This window comes from Thiolinea disciformis DSM 14473 (assembly GCF_000371925.1).
GTDB classification, from domain to species: domain Bacteria; phylum Pseudomonadota; class Gammaproteobacteria; order Thiotrichales; family Thiotrichaceae; genus Thiolinea; species Thiolinea disciformis.
The window spans coordinates 75,829-94,385 of the sequence record NZ_AQVE01000015.1 but is presented as its reverse complement, the minus strand read 5'-3'; the positions used below and the strand labels follow the sequence as shown (position 1 = coordinate 94,385).

The following is an 18,557-nucleotide window of genomic DNA, read 5'->3' as shown; positions in this document are numbered from 1 at the left end:
TCTCTAACCCCTGAACCATTGATCGCCATCTCAACAATTTTTTCGGGAATACCGTCGCGGTTGCCCACATTATGATAGTAAAGTTGAAAACTACGTTGGCAATCACGGCAGCGGTAACGCGGTTCACCACTACGCGCATAGCCGTGTTTGTAAATCGATGCACTTTGACAGTAGCGGCAGTCGACTGGTACGGTGGCCATACACACCTCTTCCTCAGATCAAATGCCTTTAACGATAAAGCTCCATCAAAGCGTTTTCAACTCCCTTAAATCACGACCCAGTAAAAATAACACTTGCTTATAGAAAGGGCATAATGTCACTTAATGATATTGAGGCTCTAGCATCAAATATAAACAAAAATAGCTCTCACTATATAAAAAATATTAATATAGATAACACTACAGGAATACCAATCTATATCGAGCCTTTCTCTGCCAAAGTAAATATCTTAAACAATAGAATCAATACATCTGGTGGAAATAGCCCTGGGCTAGCCATATATCTAGATGCGCAGTCACAACAAAATTTAATTGAAGGCAATATAATCAAAAACTGTAATTATGATTCTGACCAGACAGATAATATCATTCCAAAACGAGGATGCATTGCAATTGACGCCTCCAGCAATAACATAATTCGCCAAAATATTATTGGACCTGTGGCTACAGTTTATATTGAAAAAGCAGCAAATGGAAATAAAGGCCAATCCTTGATTGAAATATATAGAAACTGTGGAGAAAACAATAATAAAAACGATAAATTACCAGGCGCAATCCGGTTTTTTACGGCTTCAAATAATAAGATTCAATATAATATTTTTAACATAGTTCAAGATAAGAGGCATAAAAAATCCACATCACCCTATATATCCGATTCAGATTCTGAATATAGTATTTCTGCTATTAATTTAAATAATAGATATTCAAATAATACAATATGTGACTGGAGTGGAGATAGAAAATTAAATAATTTTATAGCTTATGAGGATACTTCTCAATATAATCCATCAGATGATAATTGTAGTGACACAGTACTTTATGGATTAAAAAATAATTATAATCCTTGCCTCTCCCCAGATGTTAGTAAAACAGAAATTACAAACAACATCATCCTACCTACCTTTGGGACATGGGTTAATTCTGATCCAAAAACATTAACTATCCAGGATGTTTTCTCTCGGTACAGCTTAGAAAATAGAGCTAACGGTGAATATGATGTTGCTAAGAAAGAAATAGCTTTAGATACTAAGTTTTACAATAATAATGCCATTTTTGAAAGGGCAATCAGTTTTGAAGCTAAACTAGGAGATTACAAGTATCGTCACGACTATAGAATAACTGGAGCTGCAAATTTGTGCTTAATAAATAGAGACAGGATACAAAAATTGTATTCCACACATCTCTATATTTGTCAGAAAGACCCCTCTGGAAAATGTTTATTATCACAAGGGTTTATAGATAATACAAAATGTGAGGCTATAGTTGATAGGTTTTTCCATCAAACTGTTGAACCAATGAATATTATGTCTTTGGTTATTTCATTACCATAAATCTATAGATTAAGTTAATAGACCACCCTCTATCATAAAAAATTTTTAACCGCGTTAGCCACTTAATTATGTAGTCTAATGAGCTTCTTTAACTTTATTGTAGAGCAGCTCTTAGTATAAAATAAAGCGGAAGAACACTTACTGTACGAAAGAAAAACAATTGATTTTTATTATCAATAATAGTTTTTATGTATGGTTTATTTGAAATCAAAGCATAATTAAGTTATTAAAAAATTTGGTCATTTCTTAGAAAAGTTGCAAGAGTAGCATGTTGATAAATTCGCCGATGACCTTATCGTGCATTTCGACGAAATTTGACAAGCAGATAGTTTTGCGTTGCAGCCGCTTGATCCGGTACAAAAGTTGAGGTTCTGACATTCAATGCTTTGGGTGAACTTCTTGATTACTAGTTTTTTAAGTGAACCATGCATGTGGTAGTACTGATAACCAATACTTGCCCTGTATCCTGACCACCGGAGTCGTTTATAGCTATATCAACCATCTTGTCGGTCACTCTAGGTTTGTTGGCTTAATACCGGTAGTCCAGTGGAAACAATGCTGACGACACGACAACGGTAACGTTGAAGGCTCCTACGAGCTTTACCATGTCGGTAGACGTGTTTAGGACATTTCACCAGAATACTTGCCATTTGATTTTCACCAAGACAAAAAGCCATGTTTAGCATAAGTTTCAATTAAACTTTTCTAATAGTTTCTAATACATGACCGCTCTTCGCTGCCCTATCAACAAAACCGGCCGCGATTGATTTGGCTGTCTTAGACATAAAGCCACGATTACTTTATTAACAAACGATCCCACTGCCAATATCCCTATAGTAGGCTTTGTTTCTGGCGTGAATAACCATATTCCAGTCAACACTGCACAAACCGCTGGCAAATATGTTGATTTAGCCTTACGGAAAAAATAGATGTAAGGGTGAAGTTACTGTGATTGGTCACGATCAAACTGATACAACTGGGGTAGAGATCGTCCCGATCAAAAGGCTAACTAAAAACGTAGCCTCTTGATGGCTTAAATGATAGCGAGGGTTTAATACAATAATGAAAACATTTTGTTTCGGTATTTTTTAACCAAAGGATCATTGGCGCCGAGCATTTCAAACGTACTGATCAGACCTTTACGCCCTGCATCCTCACCAAAACTACGATCTTTTTGCATAACCTGTAAATACATCGCCAAACCTTGTTCGATTTCACCTTGTGCAACTCTGATTTTGGCTAACTGCAACAGTGCCTCTAAATCATTGGCATTAGCAGTCAAGCGTTGCTCTAAGCCACTGGTATCATCGCCACCCGCTTCTAAACGCAAGCGCGCTAATTTTAGCTCAGCTTGTAAGGCTTGCATGACTTCACTCAGAATTGCACCCGCTGGCACTTGTTTGGCGAATGTTTCGGCTTCATCCAAACGACCCACTTGCAATAACATCCCCGATAATTCTACCATGGCCTCATAAAAGTCAGGTTCACGCTCCACTACTTGCATCATCAGATCAATCGCGCCCTCCCAATCACCTGAAGCTTCCATTGCTAAAGCTTGTTGGCGATACGGCTCCGTGAGACGTACACGGTGCTTATTAATAATTTTCCTTAGCTCAGGCTCAGGTAAAGCGCCCGAAAACTCATCAATAATTTTGCCGCCTAATACGATCTTGACCGTGGGCAAGCTACGAATCCCTAATTGGCTGATAAGAGCCTTATTTTGTGGATTTTCGGTATCAATTTTCACCACAATAAAGCTGCCTTGGTATTCATTAGCAAGCTTTTCTAATAGTGGCGCAAGCGTTTTGCAGGGTTGACACCAATCCGCCCAAAAGTCGATAAAAACCGGTGTTTGAGGATGTTGTGCTAAGATTTGTGAAAAGGTTTGAGCCGTTGCTTCAAACACATAAGGGGAGTCAGCCATGAAACACAATTCCTAAAAATAATATGAATGCCAATAACATAAGGTGGCTTATAAAAATTGCAAGTTTTAATCCTCACTCTTCAGTACCACGCTTATGAGAGAGTGGGAATAGACGCCTACCAACTAACAAAGTCTAAGCCATCTTAGACTTTGTTGAGTCAAGATTTTATTTTTTTAAAGCGGCTTCAACTTGTTTTAAAAAGGCATTTTCACTGTCTGCTAGTTGATCAGAAGCCAGCACCTCGGCCAATATTTTTAAACAGGATTCCTTGTCACTGGGGCTGGAAAACTCAACAACTTGTAACTCAATAAAGGCTTCTTGTGAGCTACTGGGTTCTGACAACATTTTGCGGATGCTGGATGCCTCACGCAGTGCAAAGGTAGTAATATCGGGTGAGCCTTGCCATGCTAAGGCTTCTAAGTGCTTATCAAATTCTACTTGTTCTAGACTGGATAATTTTTTGTCTTGATAACGTGCGGCGATCAATAAACGTACTAACGCTTCATTCTGTGCTTGAGTTAAACTTGTCATGATTGAACCCTTATCTTAAAAATTGTGCGCAAGCATAGCATAAGCCCTTTTCTGCTTCCTACCGCCAGTCGATTTTCTCTATCAATTCAGGTTTAAGTTAAGCCACTACGTTACAATGGCAGCGTCATAAGCCCATATAATTATAAAAAATGATGCGTTCAAACGCCTTTCAACGCTGGGTCAAATGTATTCCCAGTTTAGTGATAACGAGCTTGATGCTGGGTTGTACGGGTCAATATCGTGCCGAAACCGCTTACCCTTGGTATGAAGGGCAAGGCAGTAATTTAGAAAACTGTGGCCCCGCAACCGCTGCCATGGCAGTCAAATGGGCAGGCGGACAATCAGGCGTGGCCTATGCCAAAGCGGTTACTCGCAAAAGTGGTTGGTGGTTATATGAGGATATTGCCCAACATTTAAGCCAACAAGGCTTGCCTAATGAGCTAGTGCCCGCTACCAGCGTGTATCGGATCTTGAGCAAAAATCAAAGTGTCATTACACGCATTAAGGTTGTTGGCGTGCCGCATTACGTATTCATTTCTGATTATTCACGCGGCAAAGCTTTATTGGCTGATCCTTTACAAGGCAATAAGCGCATTCCGATTAGTGCGATTCGCGCTATGATGACCGACGACACCATCTTAGCCATCCGTAGTGAATCGGTCTTCCCTGCCGCGCATTTGCGCCAAGAGCCTAAACTGCTAAAAACTGCCTTTACTCCCTAACTCGGTTGAACAGGGTTCTCAGTTCAATACTAGGCAAGGAACTGTCTCCCATAAACAGTGTCTGACTGCATAGTGTTAGTTGTACTTTGCCCCGATTGAAAGGAGAACAATCATGTTAAAATCGGCTTTTGTTGTTGGCTTATTGAGTGCTGGCCTATTTACTGCCCCAGCTAGCTTTGCGCATGGTAATGGAGTGACCTATGTCTCACCCGAAAATGTGAATGAATTTCCAACCTATGTGACACCGCCACAAAGCTCTGTAGCGCCTCCAGTGGTTATTGTCACCCCCTACCCCCCGAATCGTCCTCGTCATCACCCACCACAAGCTTATTGTGTTTCACCGCGCCAAGTCGATGATATGCTGGGCAAACATGCGAACAATCTATTGGCAGGGCGTCAATCAGGACAATTAACGCGCCGTGAATCAGAGCGCTTAAATGACAAACAGAATTTTATTTTACGCGAAAAAACCAGTATGTTAGGCGATAATTGCCTAAGTGCGGCGGAACATGATCGTTTATTACGCTTATTACAAGAGCTAGAGCGTGACATTTACCAAGCACGTACCGACGACGACTACCGTCATGCAAATTATGGCAATGGTTATTATCAACAACCCCGCTACTAAAACATTTTCTCCTACTGCCTGAAAGATTGCGTCCTCCAGGTGGGCTAGTACGCGACTAACACGGATGTTGGTCGCTATTAGTTTTCTCAGTGGCCTTTTATCTTTGGATTAGTCTCGTTAAGCCAGCTATTATCTTGCAAGATACATACCACTGCTTAATGCTTAGAGAAAAAATCTCTAACAATTACAAGCATTAATAGCAAGGATGGCTAACATGAAACACCTTATCACCTTTATATTATTTACCCTATTACTCACCCTAAATACTTCTTCCAGAGCAAGAAATAGCGATGAGCTAGAGACTGCCGAAGCTTTCATACGTACCGTACTCAGCGATGATCCGGACGCCATTAGCCAAGCTATAAAAGCAGGCGCGGATGTGAATCAAATTACCGGAACAGGCCAACCGGTCTTATGTGCCGCCAGCATGTTAGGTAAATTAAAAGCAGTCAGAACCCTGCTAGAAAAAGGCGCTGAATTACAGGATGCTTGTATTGTGGCTGCAGTCGCTAATAATCAAGTTTATGTACTCGCTTTTTTATTAGATAAAAGCAAAAATCCTGATTTAGTGGCCAGTGACAATGGTGACCGCTTATTACACATGGCGGTACGCGCGCTCTACCCTGATATGGTAGAATTACTCCTTAAATTGGGTGCAAATCGTGAGCTAACCAATCATGATGGTGATACTGCACAAGACTTACTACAAGATCAAAGTGCTGTTATTAGCCGCATCTCGAGCTTGTTAAGCAGCCCTAGCCCCAAGTCACCTAACCACTAAGGGCTTAACGATTTTAACAATAAGGTAATTTATGCATCATGCCTTAGTTTTAACGCCAGATCTGCTGGAATATCAAGCGGCGCTGGCGCGTTACGCCTTAACGGATTTACGCTTGTACTACGCTGACAACATCGCTGTGGCTCAACCGTTTTTAGCACACTGCGATATCGTACTGGGGCAACCTGCCTTAACAGCAGCCGTTCTCGCTCAAATGCCTCAATTAAAATGGGTACAAGCGACTTATGCCGGTGTGGAGCGCTTAATGCCAGCCAACTTACGGCGTGACTATTGTTTGACTAATGTGCGTGAAGTGTTTGGCCCTTTCATGAGTGAGTATGTGTTCGGTAGCATTTTATCTTTGGAGCGGCAATTCTGTGCGGCGCGAGCCTATCAAAGCGCTCAGCAATGGCAGCCGGAGCGTTTAACTTACCGTGGCTTACAAGGTTTAACGCTAGGGATTGCAGGTTTGGGTTCCATTGGCTTACACCTTGCCGAAACCGCTCAGCATTTTGGTATGCAGGTTAGTGGCTTAAAGCGAAGTAATGCTAGGCTTGAAACTGACATTCCCGTTTATACACCGGATCAAGTACAGACATTTTTAGAGCCATTAGATTATTTAGTGCTAGTGCTACCCGATACGCCACATACCAAGCATTTTATTAATGCGGAAACTATAAAGTATTTAAAACCGGAAGCGGTACTCATTAACGTAGGACGTGGAGCTAGTGTGCATGAAGCGGCTTTGATTGACGCGCTTCAACAACACAAACTACGCGCCGCCGTCCTAGATGTGTTTGAACGCGAACCCCTATCCGTGGATAGCGCATTATGGCAATTGCCTAATGTCTACCTGACACCGCATGTAGCAGCACATTCTTTCCCACCGCAAATAGTGAGCATTTTTGCAAAAAATTATGAGCGTTTTCGTAACAATGAGCCTTTATTGTATGAGGTGGATTTTGAACGCGGCTATTAGCGTTAAAAATAAAATAAACATTTCAACATGGATTCTTGTCCATACCTTGGTAGATGTAGATAATGCCGCATCTTTTTAGACCCTCTGGCGTGGCATATGTTCCAAAATTTTAAATATTCTATTCTGGTTACTATTATTTGTGTCGGTTTAGCCGCATGGTGGGGGGTTACTCACCCAATGGGTGTCCTAACCGCTGTATTTTTAGTCGTCGTACTCAGCATTATGGAAGTAAGCCTATCCTTCGATAATGCGGTGGTAAACGCCTCCATCCTGAAGGATATGGATGAAAAATGGCAGAAATTATTTTTAACGGTCGGTATCTTAATTGCAGTATTCGGCATGCGTTTAGTATTCCCCATTGCCATCGTTGCCATTGCCACCGGACTGAGTGTGGGCGAAGTTACTACTTTAGCACTGAATAATCCCGATGAATATTCTAAACACCTGATGGCAAGCCATGCTGGAATCGCAGCCTTTGGTGGGATGTTTTTATTATTAGTCTTTCTGGATTTCATGATTGACACCAGCAAAGAGGTACACTGGTTGAAACCTATTGAACGGCAGTTAGCTAAGCTGGGTAAACTGGATGTGATGAGCATTTTATTGGCTCTGTTTATTTTAATGATCCTGCAATACACACTGCCCATCGATGATGCCACACGCTTAACAGTATTAGAAGCCGGTTTGGCAGGTGTACTGCTACATATTATGGTCAGTAGTTTAGATATCTTTTTTGAAGATGAAGCAGCAGGCGATGCGGCCGTTGAAACAGCAAAGCGTTCGGGCTTAGCTGGCTTCTTATATTTAGAAGTGCTGGATGCGTCTTTCTCCTTCGACGGGGTTATCGGTGCATTTGCGATTACCAATGATGTCGTCATTATTATGCTGGGCTTGGCGGTAGGCGCAATGTTCGTGCGCTCGATGACCGTTCATCTGGTACGCCAAGGGACTTTAGATCATTACATCTACTTAGAGCATGGCGCACATTATGGCATCGGTGCACTGGCAGTTATTATGTTATTAAGTATTTACTACCACATTCCTGAAGTGATCACGGGCTTAATTGGTGTGACTTTCATTGTATTATCGGTGATTTCATCTAAACGCTATTCGCGTCAAAATAGCGGCCAACCGTTAGCCTAACAACTTCATCTCATACCGCTTCAAGCTTGATTAAAACTTGAAGCGGTACTGAGTTGTTTAAGCAGATTGCAAATTCATCTTTAAGAAATCACTGGTACGTTCCCACGCAAGCTTAGCATTCGCCTCGTCATAACGCGCTCCGCTTGGATTAGCAAACGCATGATCCGCGTCATACCAATACACCGTTAGCGCTTCGGTCTTGCCTGCAGCCTCCATGTTTTTCTCGAAGCCTTTTACCATTTCTTCATTAATACTTTTATCTAATTTGCCAAAATGCCCCATCACTGGTCCGGCTAATTGCTTCAGCTCGTCTACGGGCTTTTCCACACGACCATAATAGATCACCGTCGCATCCACCGGAGTTGCCACTGAGGTATTCAGTGACCATCCTCCACCAAAACACCAGCCTAGCGTCGCGACTTTGCCAGAACTGCGTTCATGCTTTCTCGCCCACTCCACCCAGCCCTTCATGGTTTCCGTAGCCATTTCAGGATCAATTTTCCCCATCAACTCCTTAGCTTCATCAGCATTAGCCGCCACTTTGCCAGCATATAAATCCACGGCAATCGCTAAATAACCCATATTGGCCAACTCAGCCGCCACCGCTTTAATTTGATCATTCAACCCCCACCACTCATGAATCAATAACACTGCTGGTGCTTTTTCGGGTGAGGCGGGTAACGCCACCGAGGCTTTGACTTCATCACCCATTTCTAGCTTAAACGAGGCTTCTTGTGTGGTTGCTGCGGCAGCCTTGGCAAGCTCGGGATAAGATAAAACAGTGGCTAAAGGTAAGCAGGCCAAACCTTGCAAAAATAAGCGACGTTGCTGTGAGCTGAGCGGAATGGGTGGTAATTGATTCTGTGGTCCACAACCCTGTAAATCACACATAAGGCTTCCTCCTGAATAATGGTAGATGGGATGGATTGATCTTCTAACCATAGCGCAAGCCACTAGCTTCTGTGAAGTAGGCTTAAGCGCTAGGACTGTTGTACCGCACTGGACGTTTTAAGCGGCAAGTTGGCTAAAATAATGCCGCTGGCGACTAAGACAATGCCTAGTAAATGATAGCTATGCAATTGCTCACCTAAAACTAAGGTCGCAATTAAAATACCTGCAACGGGCACAATATGGGCAAACTGACCGGTTCGACTCGCTCCAATTTTGGCCGCACCATGATTCCAAAATAAATAGGCTAATACCGACGCAAATACAGCTACATAAGTAACGCTAATGATACTGGTCATATTAAAGGGCATATAGCGCTGCACCATGAGATGTTCATAGGCATACAGCGGCACTAGCGCTAGCCAGCCAATACAAACGGTGTAACCCAGAATCGGCAAGCCTTTTAAGGTTGGCGGTAATTTACGTAATAGCACCGTATAAAGCGCCCAATCCGCGACAGCGATTAGAATAATTAAATCGCCACGTTGAAACGCTAGGGTTTTTAAGGTCTCCAAATCACCGCGTACTAAAATCACAATCACACCGCCTAAAGAAATCATTACCCCGAGCCATTGACGTAAACTCGCTTGCTCGCCTAACAATAAGCCTGACAAGATAATAATAAAAATAGGATTAATGGACTGCATGAGGACGCCATTGGTGGCTGTCGTGGTCTGTAGTCCCAAATACACCAGGCTATTAAAGCCGGTTACCCCTAATAAAGCCAGTAGCAGCACCAAGCCACGATGCTGTTTAAAGCTCGACCATTGTGCCACCATAGGCTTCCAAATAAAGGGTAATATCACCAATAAGGCAAGCGTCCAACGCCAAAATGACAAGCCTAAGGGGGGTAATTGCGCATTGAAAGCGCGCGCAATATTAAAATTTCCACCCCAAAAGCTAGCGGCTAATACCAGCAAAATATAAGGTGAAACACGATCAAGTACGCTATTTGGCATAATGATTATCGCTGTTTGTCACATAGAATTGGGCTATCATAGCGCGATATAAAAGTTTAGGAGTAATGATATGGGTAAGGGAGCAAAACTACTTTTGGGGTTAGGGCTCGGTCTACTGGTAGTTTTTGCAGCTATTGGTATCAAAAGTATGATGGGTAGCAAGCCATTGCAAACACCCGATAATGGTTTTGTACCTATTGTACCTGTTGGATCTGAGCCTCAAGCAACCGCCCCCATTAGTGGCACAACACCGCTTGATCCTAATCTCAGTAAGCAAGATACCGGTACTACAACAGGTACTGAGAAAATAGATGTGACCTTAGAAGGCGAACCGGATCAACCTGCTACCAATACTGAGGATACTACAAACTCGGCTCAAACCAATCCCAATCAACCAACCACTGCTACAACGCCTCCTACCCAAACAACTACGCCACCAAGCACTAGTGATACCACAGCAAGCAATACAACAGCATCTGTCGGTATGAGCGGGTCATCTCAGGTTGATATGCCAACACCTACCCAAGACCCTGCACAAGTCGCTGAAAGCTATGGCAAATTGACCATTAATGTCGTCGATCCCTCAAGTAGCGGCAAAGTTAACGGTGATTTCTTGGTGTACGACAGTAAAGGTCTGCAAGTCGCCTCTTTTTCAGGGAGTGATTCGGCAAGTTTCGACTTAGCGCCCGGTGATTATAAAGTTAGTGTGAGTGCCAACGGCAAGCAAAGCTCACGGCAGTTATCGGTGTATACCGACAAACTCACCACGGCTCGCTTTGAATTAGCCTCAAGCCCGAGCACCCAACAAAGCACCGCTACGACACCCGATAAAGTGGAATTAGCTGTGAGTGTGCGCGCAGCAGAAAGCAACGCACCGATTAAGGCCAATATCTATGTTCAAACCACCAATGGTCGTCATATCGCCCGTAAAGATTATGATGATGTGGCGGAGTTTTTATTAGAGCCGGGTGTCTATCGTGTCACTGTGAAAGCGAAAGGTCGCCAAGATGCATCGCGTGAAGTGCGGGTTGGTCGTAGTGGTAAAGTCAGCGAAAACTTCGAGTTACAAGCGATTGCTGGCTCAACGACACAGCAAACCCAAACGCCAACACAACGCCCCAACCCCACACCGCCACCCACCAACAATCAAGGCGCATCCTTACGCTTAAGCCTAACCAGTGCGATTGGTTTGCCGGATAAGGCACAATTCACCGTGCGGGATATGAATGGAAATCGGATAGCGAATCTTGGCCCTATTGGCAGTACAGAATTAAAACTCCCGCCCGGACGCTATGAAGTTACGGCTTCTTTGGAACGAGGTATCCGCGAAACCCGTACTATTGACCTAACTGATGGACGCACGACCCAAGTCACCTTTAGTGCAGATGGTATTTTACAGCAAAGCAATAATAATCCGGATCAAGAAGAATTTAGAGGACGCGATCGCAATCGTGATAGAGATCGCGGCGAGCGTGGCGACATAGCTCAAGCAGAACCACAAGCGAGTGGACGTTTACAATTGAATGCCGTCTCAGGGGTGGATGGAAGTCCTTTGCGTGTGAATTTTGTGGTCACTAGCATGGACGGCAGAGCCATAAAAAGCTTTACTAATGTTGCCTACGGCGAGGTTAGCCTGCCACCACAAGATGTACGGGTACAAATCCGTTATGAGGATATGAATGGCACAGAAGTGATTCGCGTGAAACCGAATGAGCCAACCGTCTATACATTTACTATTTCACCTAAACGCCAGCAACAGCCTCAAGAGCAACAACCGACACAGGTTCAAGACCCTATGCAATTTCCCTTTGTGCAACCTCCCCCTGGCGTAGACGAAAATACACTGCGTCAAATTCAAGAGGAAATTCAACGGCGGTTGACAAACTAATGGGCAAGTTAACAACACATGTTTTAGATACTGCCAATGGCTGCCCTGCTGCTAATGTCACTGTCGATCTGTATGCCTTACAGGCCAATGGTCAGCGCCATTTGGTAAAAATTGTGCATACTAATCAAGACGGGCGTTGCAATACGCCCTTATTAGAAGATTCGGCCATGAGTATAGGCACTTGGGAGTTAGTGTTTTATATTGCAGATTATTTTAAAGCCAAAGGTCATGCCCTTAGTGATCCTGCTTTCTTTGATGTGGTTCCATTACGCTTTGCGATAGCCGACCCGAACGCACACTATCATGTACCTTTGTTAGTTTCCCCTTGGAGTTATTCAACTTATCGAGGTAGCTAAAATGTCTTTCCACACGCGCAACACGATCTACTTTTATTTACATGGTAAACGTATAGCGTTGCGCGATGTGTCGCCCAGTTTGACGGTCTTGAATTATTTGCGCGACGAATTGCATCGTACTGGCACAAAAGAAGGCTGTGCAGAAGGTGATTGTGGTGCGTGTACCGTAGTCGTTGCGGACTTAAATCAACAAGGCTGTATCCAATATCGCGCCATTAATGCCTGTATTCATTTTGTACCCTTACTGGATGGCAAAATCTTATTTACCGTCGAAAGTCTAAAAACAAACCACGGCCTCCACCCCATTCAACAAGCTATGCTGGATTGCCATGCATCGCAATGCGGTTTTTGCACACCCGGGTTTGTGATGTCCTTGTTTGGTTTATACAAAACCGCAGACAAACCAACGCACGAACAACTCTGCCATGCCCTATCGGGTAATTTATGTCGCTGCACTGGCTATCGTCCCATTATCGACGCGGGACAGCGCATGTATGACTATGCCCAAGCACTCGCACCCGAACAACAATCAGCCCTCACGCACCCTTATTCCGCTCAAGAAACGCCCTCTGCATGGCTCTCTCAACTTCACGAGTTAGCAGCCCATACGGAAAGCCTTGTGATACACCACCAGCAACAGGCATTCTTGGCACCCCGTAGTATTAGTGAGTTGAGTCACTATTTGTTGGCATATCCTAATGCCTACCTCCTTGCGGGAGGAACGGATATAGGCTTATGGGTCACCAAGCGGCAGCAGCATCTGAATACCATTATTTATCTTGGGCAAGTTGCTGAACTGGATCAGATTAGCCAAACCGACGAGTATCTCGAAATAGCGGCGGCGGTTAATTTGGAGCGCGCTTATCAAGCTCTCGTGCAACACTTTCCAGAATTACAGGATTTACATTGGCGCTTTGCTTCTTTACCTATTCGCAATGCAGGCACCTTGGTAGGCAATATTGCCAATGGATCACCCATAGGCGACTCCATGCCAGCCTTAATCGTGTTAGGCGCTCGCGTTCTATTGCGGCGTGGCAATACGCAACGCGAATTAGCGCTGGAAGATTTCTATTTGGCTTATCAGCAAAAAGACTTACAGCCTAGTGAGTTCGTACAAGCTGTCCGTATTCCCTTGCGCACAAGCACTCAAATTTTACGGGTATGGAAAATTTCCAAGCGTTTCGAACAAGATATCTCAGCCGTTTGCGCCGCCTTTTGCATGGAATACCAGGAAGGCAAGATACACACTATTCGTATCGCGTTTGGTGGCATGGCAGCCACCCCCAAACGCGCCACACACACTGAACAAGCCCTGCTTCAACAAAACTGGTCACTTGCCACACTCGAAAAAGCACAAGCCGCCTTAGCACAAGACTTCAAGCCCTTATCCGATATGCGGGCTTCGGCAGACTATAGACTCCACGTGGCTCAACAGTTATTGCATAAGTTTTATCTACAAACCAGCGGCTCAAGCTTTGTGAGCGAATTAGGAGACCTGCATGACTGAGGATCATTGGATAGTAGGCAAATCGCTTGCTCAAGATAGCGCTCATCTGCATGTGACCGGCGAAGCGCGTTATATTGATGATATACCCGTGGTGCAAGGCACTTTATATGCAGCCTTAGGCTTAAGTGAACACGCCCACGCCTATCTGCGCCATATCGATTTAAGTGAAGTCAGTAGGGCGGAAGGCGTATTTGCGGTTGTCACGGCGGCTGATATTCCCAGCGAAAATCATTTAGGGGGAGCACTAAAAGACGAACCTATTTTAGCGGTCGAGAAGGTTGAATATATTGGCCAACCTATCTTTGCTGTTGCGGCTAGCTCCGTTGAAGCAGCGCGCCGTGCCGTGCGATTGGCAAAAATTGATTATGAAATCTTGCCACACAATCTTGATATTCGTCGCGCGGTTGCTGCGGAACAATTTGTCTTGCCGACCAAGCGTTTGCAGCGCGGCCATGCCCAGCAAGCTATTCAAGAAGCGCCGCACCAATTAAGCGGCCAATTCAGTTTAGGTGGGCAAGAGCATTTTTATCTCGAAGGTCAAATTGCCTTCGCTTTACCTAAAGAAGATGGCGATTTTCACATTCATAGCTCCACTCAACATCCGCATCATGTGCAGGAAATTATTGCGAGTATGTTGGGACGCGAATTAAAAGATATTGAGATTGAATGTCGGCGTATGGGTGGCGGCTTTGGTGGTAAAGAAAGTCAAGCCAGTTTATTTGCTTGTATTGCAACCTTATTAGCCTATAAAACCCAACGAGCCGTAAAATATCGGGTAGATCGTGACGATGATATTTTAATAAGCGGCAAACGTCATTGTTATGATATTCGTTGGCAGGTAGGTTTTGATGAACACGGTAGCATTTTGGGAGTGGTGTTAGATTATGCCTCGCGTTGCGGTATTTCGGCAGATTTATCGGGACCTGTTAATGATCGCACCATGTTTCACGCCGATAATGCTTATTACCTCGATCAAGTGGATATTATTTCGTATCGCTGTAAAACTAATTCGCAATCTAATACCGCATTTCGGGGTTTTGGTGGCCCACAAGGCATGATGGCCATTGAGTATATTGTGGAAGAAATAGCGCGTTATTTAAAGAAAGATGCTTTATCAGTTCGGCGTATTAATTTCTATGGACAAGATGAACGCAATCTCACGCCTTATGGCATGAGGGTTGAAGATAATATTATTCCTGAGCTCACTGATACCTTAGTGCAATCCTCGTCTTATTTAGAACGCCGCCAACTCATTGAAGCCTTTAATCAAACAAACCCGTATTTAAAAAAAGGCATTGCTTTAACACCAGTCAAGTTCGGCATTTCTTTTACAGCCACCCATCTTAATCAAGCAGGCGCTTTAATTCATATTTATAATGATGGTACGGTGCAACTCAATCATGGTGGTACCGAAATGGGTCAAGGCTTATTGACCAAAGTTGCCCAAGTTGTCGCTGAAACCCTACAAATCAACCCAAGCCACATTCGCTGTACTGCAAGTACGACAGAAAAAGTACCTAATGCCTCGGCAACTGCGGCCTCGTCCGGTTCAGATATCAATGGCATGGCCGCCCAACAGGCTGCAGAAGTATTACGGGCTAGACTGATTGAATTTCTCGCTAAGCATTTTGAAGTTTCTCCTGAACAGATTCAATTCAAAACAGGCCAAGTATTCATTAGCGATAAAAAAACATTAAGTTTTGCTGAGGTAGCTCACTTAGCGTGGTTTAATCGGGTTTCTTTATCAGCCACTGGTTTTTATAAAACCCCTAAGATTCATTATGACCCTAAAACCATGTCAGGTCGGCCTTTTTTCTATTTTGCTTATGGTGCGGCTGTTGCTGAGGTATTGGTCGATGTTTTAACCGGTGAATATAAAGTTACACAGGTTGATATTTTGCATGATGTGGGCGACTCTCTCAATCCGGCTCTTGATATTGGACAAATTGAAGGGGGATTTGTGCAAGGCATGGGCTGGTTAACGACTGAAGAATTGTGGTGGAATCAGGCTGGCAAATTAATGACGCATGCGCCTTCGACTTATAAAATCCCCTCTATTGGTGATCTACCTAGGAAATTTAATGTGCGTTTAGTAGACAAAAAACCTAATCGTGAGGCCACCATTTACCGCTCCAAAGCCGTGGGCGAGCCACCTTTGATGCTGGCGATGTCAGTATTTTTTGCCTTAAAACACGCAATCGAAAGTATTGCCGATTACCAAATTAGCTCACAACTCAATGCACCAGCGACGCCAGAATCTATTTTAACTGCGATTCAAACTCTACGGTCTTTTCAATCCACGACAGCAGCATGAGTATTTGCGGAACTTTATATAAAATGCGCACTGAACATCAAAATCCAGTGCAATATAATCTGGTATTGGGAGAAGCACAGATTCCCTTAAATACCTACTTAGGTAAACCGCTGCATTTACATTATACAGGAGCGATTCATTGTATTAACTGTGGACGCAAAACTTCAAAGAGTTTTAACCAAGGATATTGTTACCCGTGTTTTATCCGTCTAGCACAATGTGATACTTGTATTGTGAAACCAGAATTATGTCATTTCGCTGCAGGCACGTGTCGAGAACCAGCGTGGGGAGAAGCCCATTGTATGCAGCCGCATATTGTCTACCTGGCGAATTCCTCAGGTTTGAAAGTAGGCATTACCCGCCAAAGTCAGATGCCAACACGCTGGATAGATCAAGGTGCTAGCAGTGCTTTGCCTATTATGCAAGTCGCCTCGCGTTATATTTCTGGTTTAGTAGAGATTATACTAGCGCAATTTGTGCCAGATAAAACTAACTGGCAACAATTATTAAAAGGATTGCCGCCTTCAATTGATCTAACCAAATATCGCGATTTATTATTAGCCAACATCCAGAAACCTTTAAGTGAATTACGTGATCGTTTTGGTGAAAATAGCATTAAAATACTCGATGATGCTAAAATATATACCTTCAACTATCCGATTTTGAATTACCCCACTAAATTAACTGCACTGAATTTTGATAAAACAGCCAATGTAGGTGGAACATTACAGGGTATTAAGGGTCAATATTTGATGTTTGATTCAGGCGTCATCAATATTCGCAAGTATGGCGGCTATCAGATAGCACTAAAAAACCCTGAAATAGCTTAAGTTTTTTCGCATTTGCTCTATTTTTACATATCTTTACATTCGGCTAACCCACCTTTACAGCGTGCTGTTGCACACTACTACCTATCAAAAACAACGAAACAACGGATGCTTCTCATGGACTTATGGCAAACTCAAAAATCAGCCTTTACGCTGCTGGTGTGCTTGGCGCTTAGTGCTTGCACATCGCTTAATCCAGCTAATTTAACGGCTACTGGTACTGATCCCGAGGTCGTCAAAGTCACGAATACCTTGCTACCGCGTACTGAAACACGTACCCCGATTCAAGCAGCTTGGTGGCAAAAATTTAATGACCCATTAATGACTTCCTTAATTCAAGAAGCGTGGAAAGCTAATCCAGACTTAGCTTCAGCTCAAGCCAGTGTAAAAGCAGCGCGCGCACAGGGTGTGATTGCCGGTGCCAGTTTATTGCCTAGCCTCTCAGGCAGTGGATCAATACGCGACAGCAAAGGTTCGGGTACGAGCTTGACTGCGGGCATGGATGCCAGTTGGGAGTTGGATTTCTGGGGAGCTAATCGTTTAGCCGCGACGGCTGCACAACGTGATGCACAAGCCACCCAAGCGAGCTATGAAGATGTGAAAGCCTCATTAGCGGCAGAAGTCGCGAGCGCTTATGTGAATTTGCGTTTGGCACAAGCCAGTTTAAGTTCTTCGCGCCAAAGTAATAAATCACGCCTTGAAACGGTAAACTTAACCAACTTGCGTAAACAAGCAGGACTCGCGAGTGGTCTAGACACCGAACAAGCACGCTTAAGCTTAGGACAAACCCAAGCCCAATTACCTGCTTTAGAAGGTTCCGTCCAACGCGCTAACTATGCCCTCGCCGCGTTGACTGGAAAAGCACCCAATGCCTTAGAAAAACAATTAGCCGCAGGCAAACCCATTCCTAATGCAAAAGGTCGTTTGAATCCACAAATTCCCGCAAATGCACTACGTCAACGGCCCGATATTCGTGCCGCAGAATATAAAGTGGCAGCTGCCAGTGCGCGGGTGGACGAAGCAAAGGCCAATTTATATCCTAATTTTAATCTAGGTGGCTCTTTGGGTTTGAGTGGCTTAAATGTGGGTGATTTATTAGATACCACTAATTTAGCACGCTCTTTATTAGCGTCAATCAGCGCCCCTTTGCTGGATGGTGGGCGTTTAAAGCAACAAGTCGTAGTACGAGACGCTAATTATGAACAAGCACTCGCCACTTATCAGAAAACCCTGTTAGGTGCTTTGCAGGAGGTTGCTAATGCCTTAGCGACGCTTGCTTCTATCCAAAAACAACAACCGATTTTAAACCAGAATCTGCAATTGGCTAAGAGCACTGAGAATTTAGCACGCTTAAGCTATAACGCAGGAACCGCCGATTTCCAAAATGTTCTGGATGCACAGCGCTCCGTGCTGAGTGCACAAGATAGCGTCTTATCGGCTCAAGCCAATTACAGCTTAGCCTTGATTAGTTTATATAAAGCCGTTGGCGGCGCTTGGTAAGGG

General features: G+C 43.9%; 17 protein-coding genes and 2 pseudogenes. 12 read left to right on the top strand and 7 right to left on the bottom strand.

All coding sequences use genetic code 11. The features are described 5' to 3' along the window. The coding region (locus A3IE_RS0112330) for an IS1/IS1595 family N-terminal zinc-binding domain-containing protein (RefSeq protein WP_020395929.1) at nucleotides 1-200 on the bottom strand (200 nt) is incomplete at its 3' end. A 113-nt stretch (nucleotides 201-313) separates the two neighbouring features. Between A3IE_RS0112330 and A3IE_RS0112325 the strand changes: the two genes are divergently transcribed. Further along, entirely contained in the window at nucleotides 314-1,549 is a 1,236-nt protein-coding gene (locus A3IE_RS0112325; protein ID WP_020395928.1) for a right-handed parallel beta-helix repeat-containing protein, read from the top strand. Nucleotides 1,550-1,795: 246 nt separating this feature from the next. Here A3IE_RS0112325 and A3IE_RS22515 read toward each other — a convergent pair. From A3IE_RS22515 to A3IE_RS0112315, 4 genes and pseudogenes are all read right to left on the bottom strand, one after another. Then, a pseudogene (locus A3IE_RS22515) lies at nucleotides 1,796-1,950 on the bottom strand (IS1 family transposase); the annotation flags it as partial. Nucleotides 1,951-1,955: 5 nt separating this feature from the next. After that, nucleotides 1,956-2,066, bottom strand: a pseudogene (locus tag A3IE_RS23415) (hypothetical protein); the annotation flags it as partial. Nucleotides 2,067-2,600: 534 nt separating this feature from the next. After that, entirely contained in the window at nucleotides 2,601-3,473 is an 873-nt protein-coding gene (locus tag A3IE_RS0112320; RefSeq protein ID WP_020395927.1) for a tetratricopeptide repeat protein, read from the bottom strand. A 166-nt stretch (nucleotides 3,474-3,639) separates the two neighbouring features. Next, the gene (locus A3IE_RS0112315) at nucleotides 3,640-4,005 is read right to left on the bottom strand and encodes a hypothetical protein (RefSeq protein ID WP_020395926.1); all 366 of its coding nucleotides are present in this window, start codon (nucleotides 4,003-4,005) and stop codon (nucleotides 3,640-3,642) included. Between the two features lie 149 nt (nucleotides 4,006-4,154). Between A3IE_RS0112315 and A3IE_RS0112310 the strand changes: the two genes are divergently transcribed. From A3IE_RS0112310 to A3IE_RS0112290, 5 genes are all read left to right on the top strand, one after another. Further along, a complete protein-coding gene (locus tag A3IE_RS0112310; protein ID WP_020395925.1) occupies nucleotides 4,155-4,727 on the top strand; it encodes a cysteine peptidase family C39 domain-containing protein in 573 nt (190 codons plus the stop codon). A 112-nt stretch (nucleotides 4,728-4,839) separates the two neighbouring features. Then, nucleotides 4,840-5,355 (top strand): SH2 domain-containing protein, encoded by a 516-nt coding sequence (locus A3IE_RS0112305; RefSeq protein WP_020395924.1) that lies wholly within the window; start codon nucleotides 4,840-4,842, stop codon nucleotides 5,353-5,355. Between the two features lie 214 nt (nucleotides 5,356-5,569). Beyond that, the gene (locus A3IE_RS0112300) at nucleotides 5,570-6,136 is read left to right on the top strand and encodes an ankyrin repeat domain-containing protein (RefSeq protein WP_020395923.1); all 567 of its coding nucleotides are present in this window, start codon (nucleotides 5,570-5,572) and stop codon (nucleotides 6,134-6,136) included. A 31-nt stretch (nucleotides 6,137-6,167) separates the two neighbouring features. Continuing rightward, nucleotides 6,168-7,112 (top strand): D-2-hydroxyacid dehydrogenase, encoded by a 945-nt coding sequence (locus tag A3IE_RS0112295; protein WP_020395922.1) that lies wholly within the window; start codon nucleotides 6,168-6,170, stop codon nucleotides 7,110-7,112. Nucleotides 7,113-7,208: 96 nt separating this feature from the next. Next, a complete protein-coding gene (locus tag A3IE_RS0112290; protein ID WP_020395921.1) occupies nucleotides 7,209-8,255 on the top strand; it encodes a DUF475 domain-containing protein in 1,047 nt (348 codons plus the stop codon). Between the two features lie 57 nt (nucleotides 8,256-8,312). Here the strand turns inward: A3IE_RS0112290 and A3IE_RS0112285 are convergent, their stop codons facing one another. Together A3IE_RS0112285 and A3IE_RS0112280 are read right to left on the bottom strand one after the other, a co-directional pair. Then, the gene (locus tag A3IE_RS0112285) at nucleotides 8,313-9,146 is read right to left on the bottom strand and encodes a dienelactone hydrolase family protein (protein ID WP_020395920.1); all 834 of its coding nucleotides are present in this window, start codon (nucleotides 9,144-9,146) and stop codon (nucleotides 8,313-8,315) included. Nucleotides 9,147-9,235: 89 nt separating this feature from the next. Beyond that, nucleotides 9,236-10,162 carry a DMT family transporter gene (locus tag A3IE_RS0112280; protein ID WP_020395919.1) on the bottom strand — a complete coding sequence of 309 codons (927 nt, stop codon included), beginning with the start codon at nucleotides 10,160-10,162 and terminating at the stop codon, nucleotides 9,236-9,238. 70 nt (nucleotides 10,163-10,232) lie between these two features. Here A3IE_RS0112280 and A3IE_RS0112275 point away from each other — a divergent pair, with 70 nt between their 5' ends. From A3IE_RS0112275 to A3IE_RS0112250, 6 genes are all read left to right on the top strand, one after another. Further along, complete coding sequence (locus tag A3IE_RS0112275; RefSeq protein WP_020395918.1) at nucleotides 10,233-12,050, top strand: hypothetical protein; 1,818 nt, start codon at nucleotides 10,233-10,235, stop codon at nucleotides 12,048-12,050. After that, the gene (gene uraH / locus A3IE_RS0112270) at nucleotides 12,050-12,406 is read left to right on the top strand and encodes a hydroxyisourate hydrolase (RefSeq protein ID WP_020395917.1); all 357 of its coding nucleotides are present in this window, start codon (nucleotides 12,050-12,052) and stop codon (nucleotides 12,404-12,406) included. Before A3IE_RS0112275 ends, uraH begins: the two co-directional genes overlap by 1 nt. Before the next feature lies 1 nt (nucleotide 12,407). Beyond that, on the top strand, nucleotides 12,408-13,913 hold the full coding sequence (gene xdhA / locus A3IE_RS0112265; RefSeq protein WP_020395916.1) for a xanthine dehydrogenase small subunit: 1,506 nt from the start codon (nucleotides 12,408-12,410) through the stop codon (nucleotides 13,911-13,913). Then, nucleotides 13,906-16,227, top strand: a complete 2,322-nt coding sequence (xdhB, locus tag A3IE_RS0112260; RefSeq protein WP_020395915.1) for a xanthine dehydrogenase molybdopterin binding subunit — start codon at nucleotides 13,906-13,908, stop codon at nucleotides 16,225-16,227. The genes xdhA and xdhB overlap by 8 nt, the downstream gene beginning before the upstream one ends. Continuing rightward, on the top strand, nucleotides 16,224-17,057 hold the full coding sequence (locus A3IE_RS0112255; RefSeq protein WP_020395914.1) for a DUF2797 domain-containing protein: 834 nt from the start codon (nucleotides 16,224-16,226) through the stop codon (nucleotides 17,055-17,057). The genes xdhB and A3IE_RS0112255 overlap by 4 nt, the downstream gene beginning before the upstream one ends. A gap of 114 nt (nucleotides 17,058-17,171) precedes the next feature. After that, nucleotides 17,172-18,554, top strand: coding sequence for an efflux transporter outer membrane subunit (locus A3IE_RS0112250; protein WP_020395913.1), 1,383 nt, complete (start codon nucleotides 17,172-17,174; stop codon nucleotides 18,552-18,554). Nucleotides 18,555-18,557: the final 3 nt, after the last annotated feature.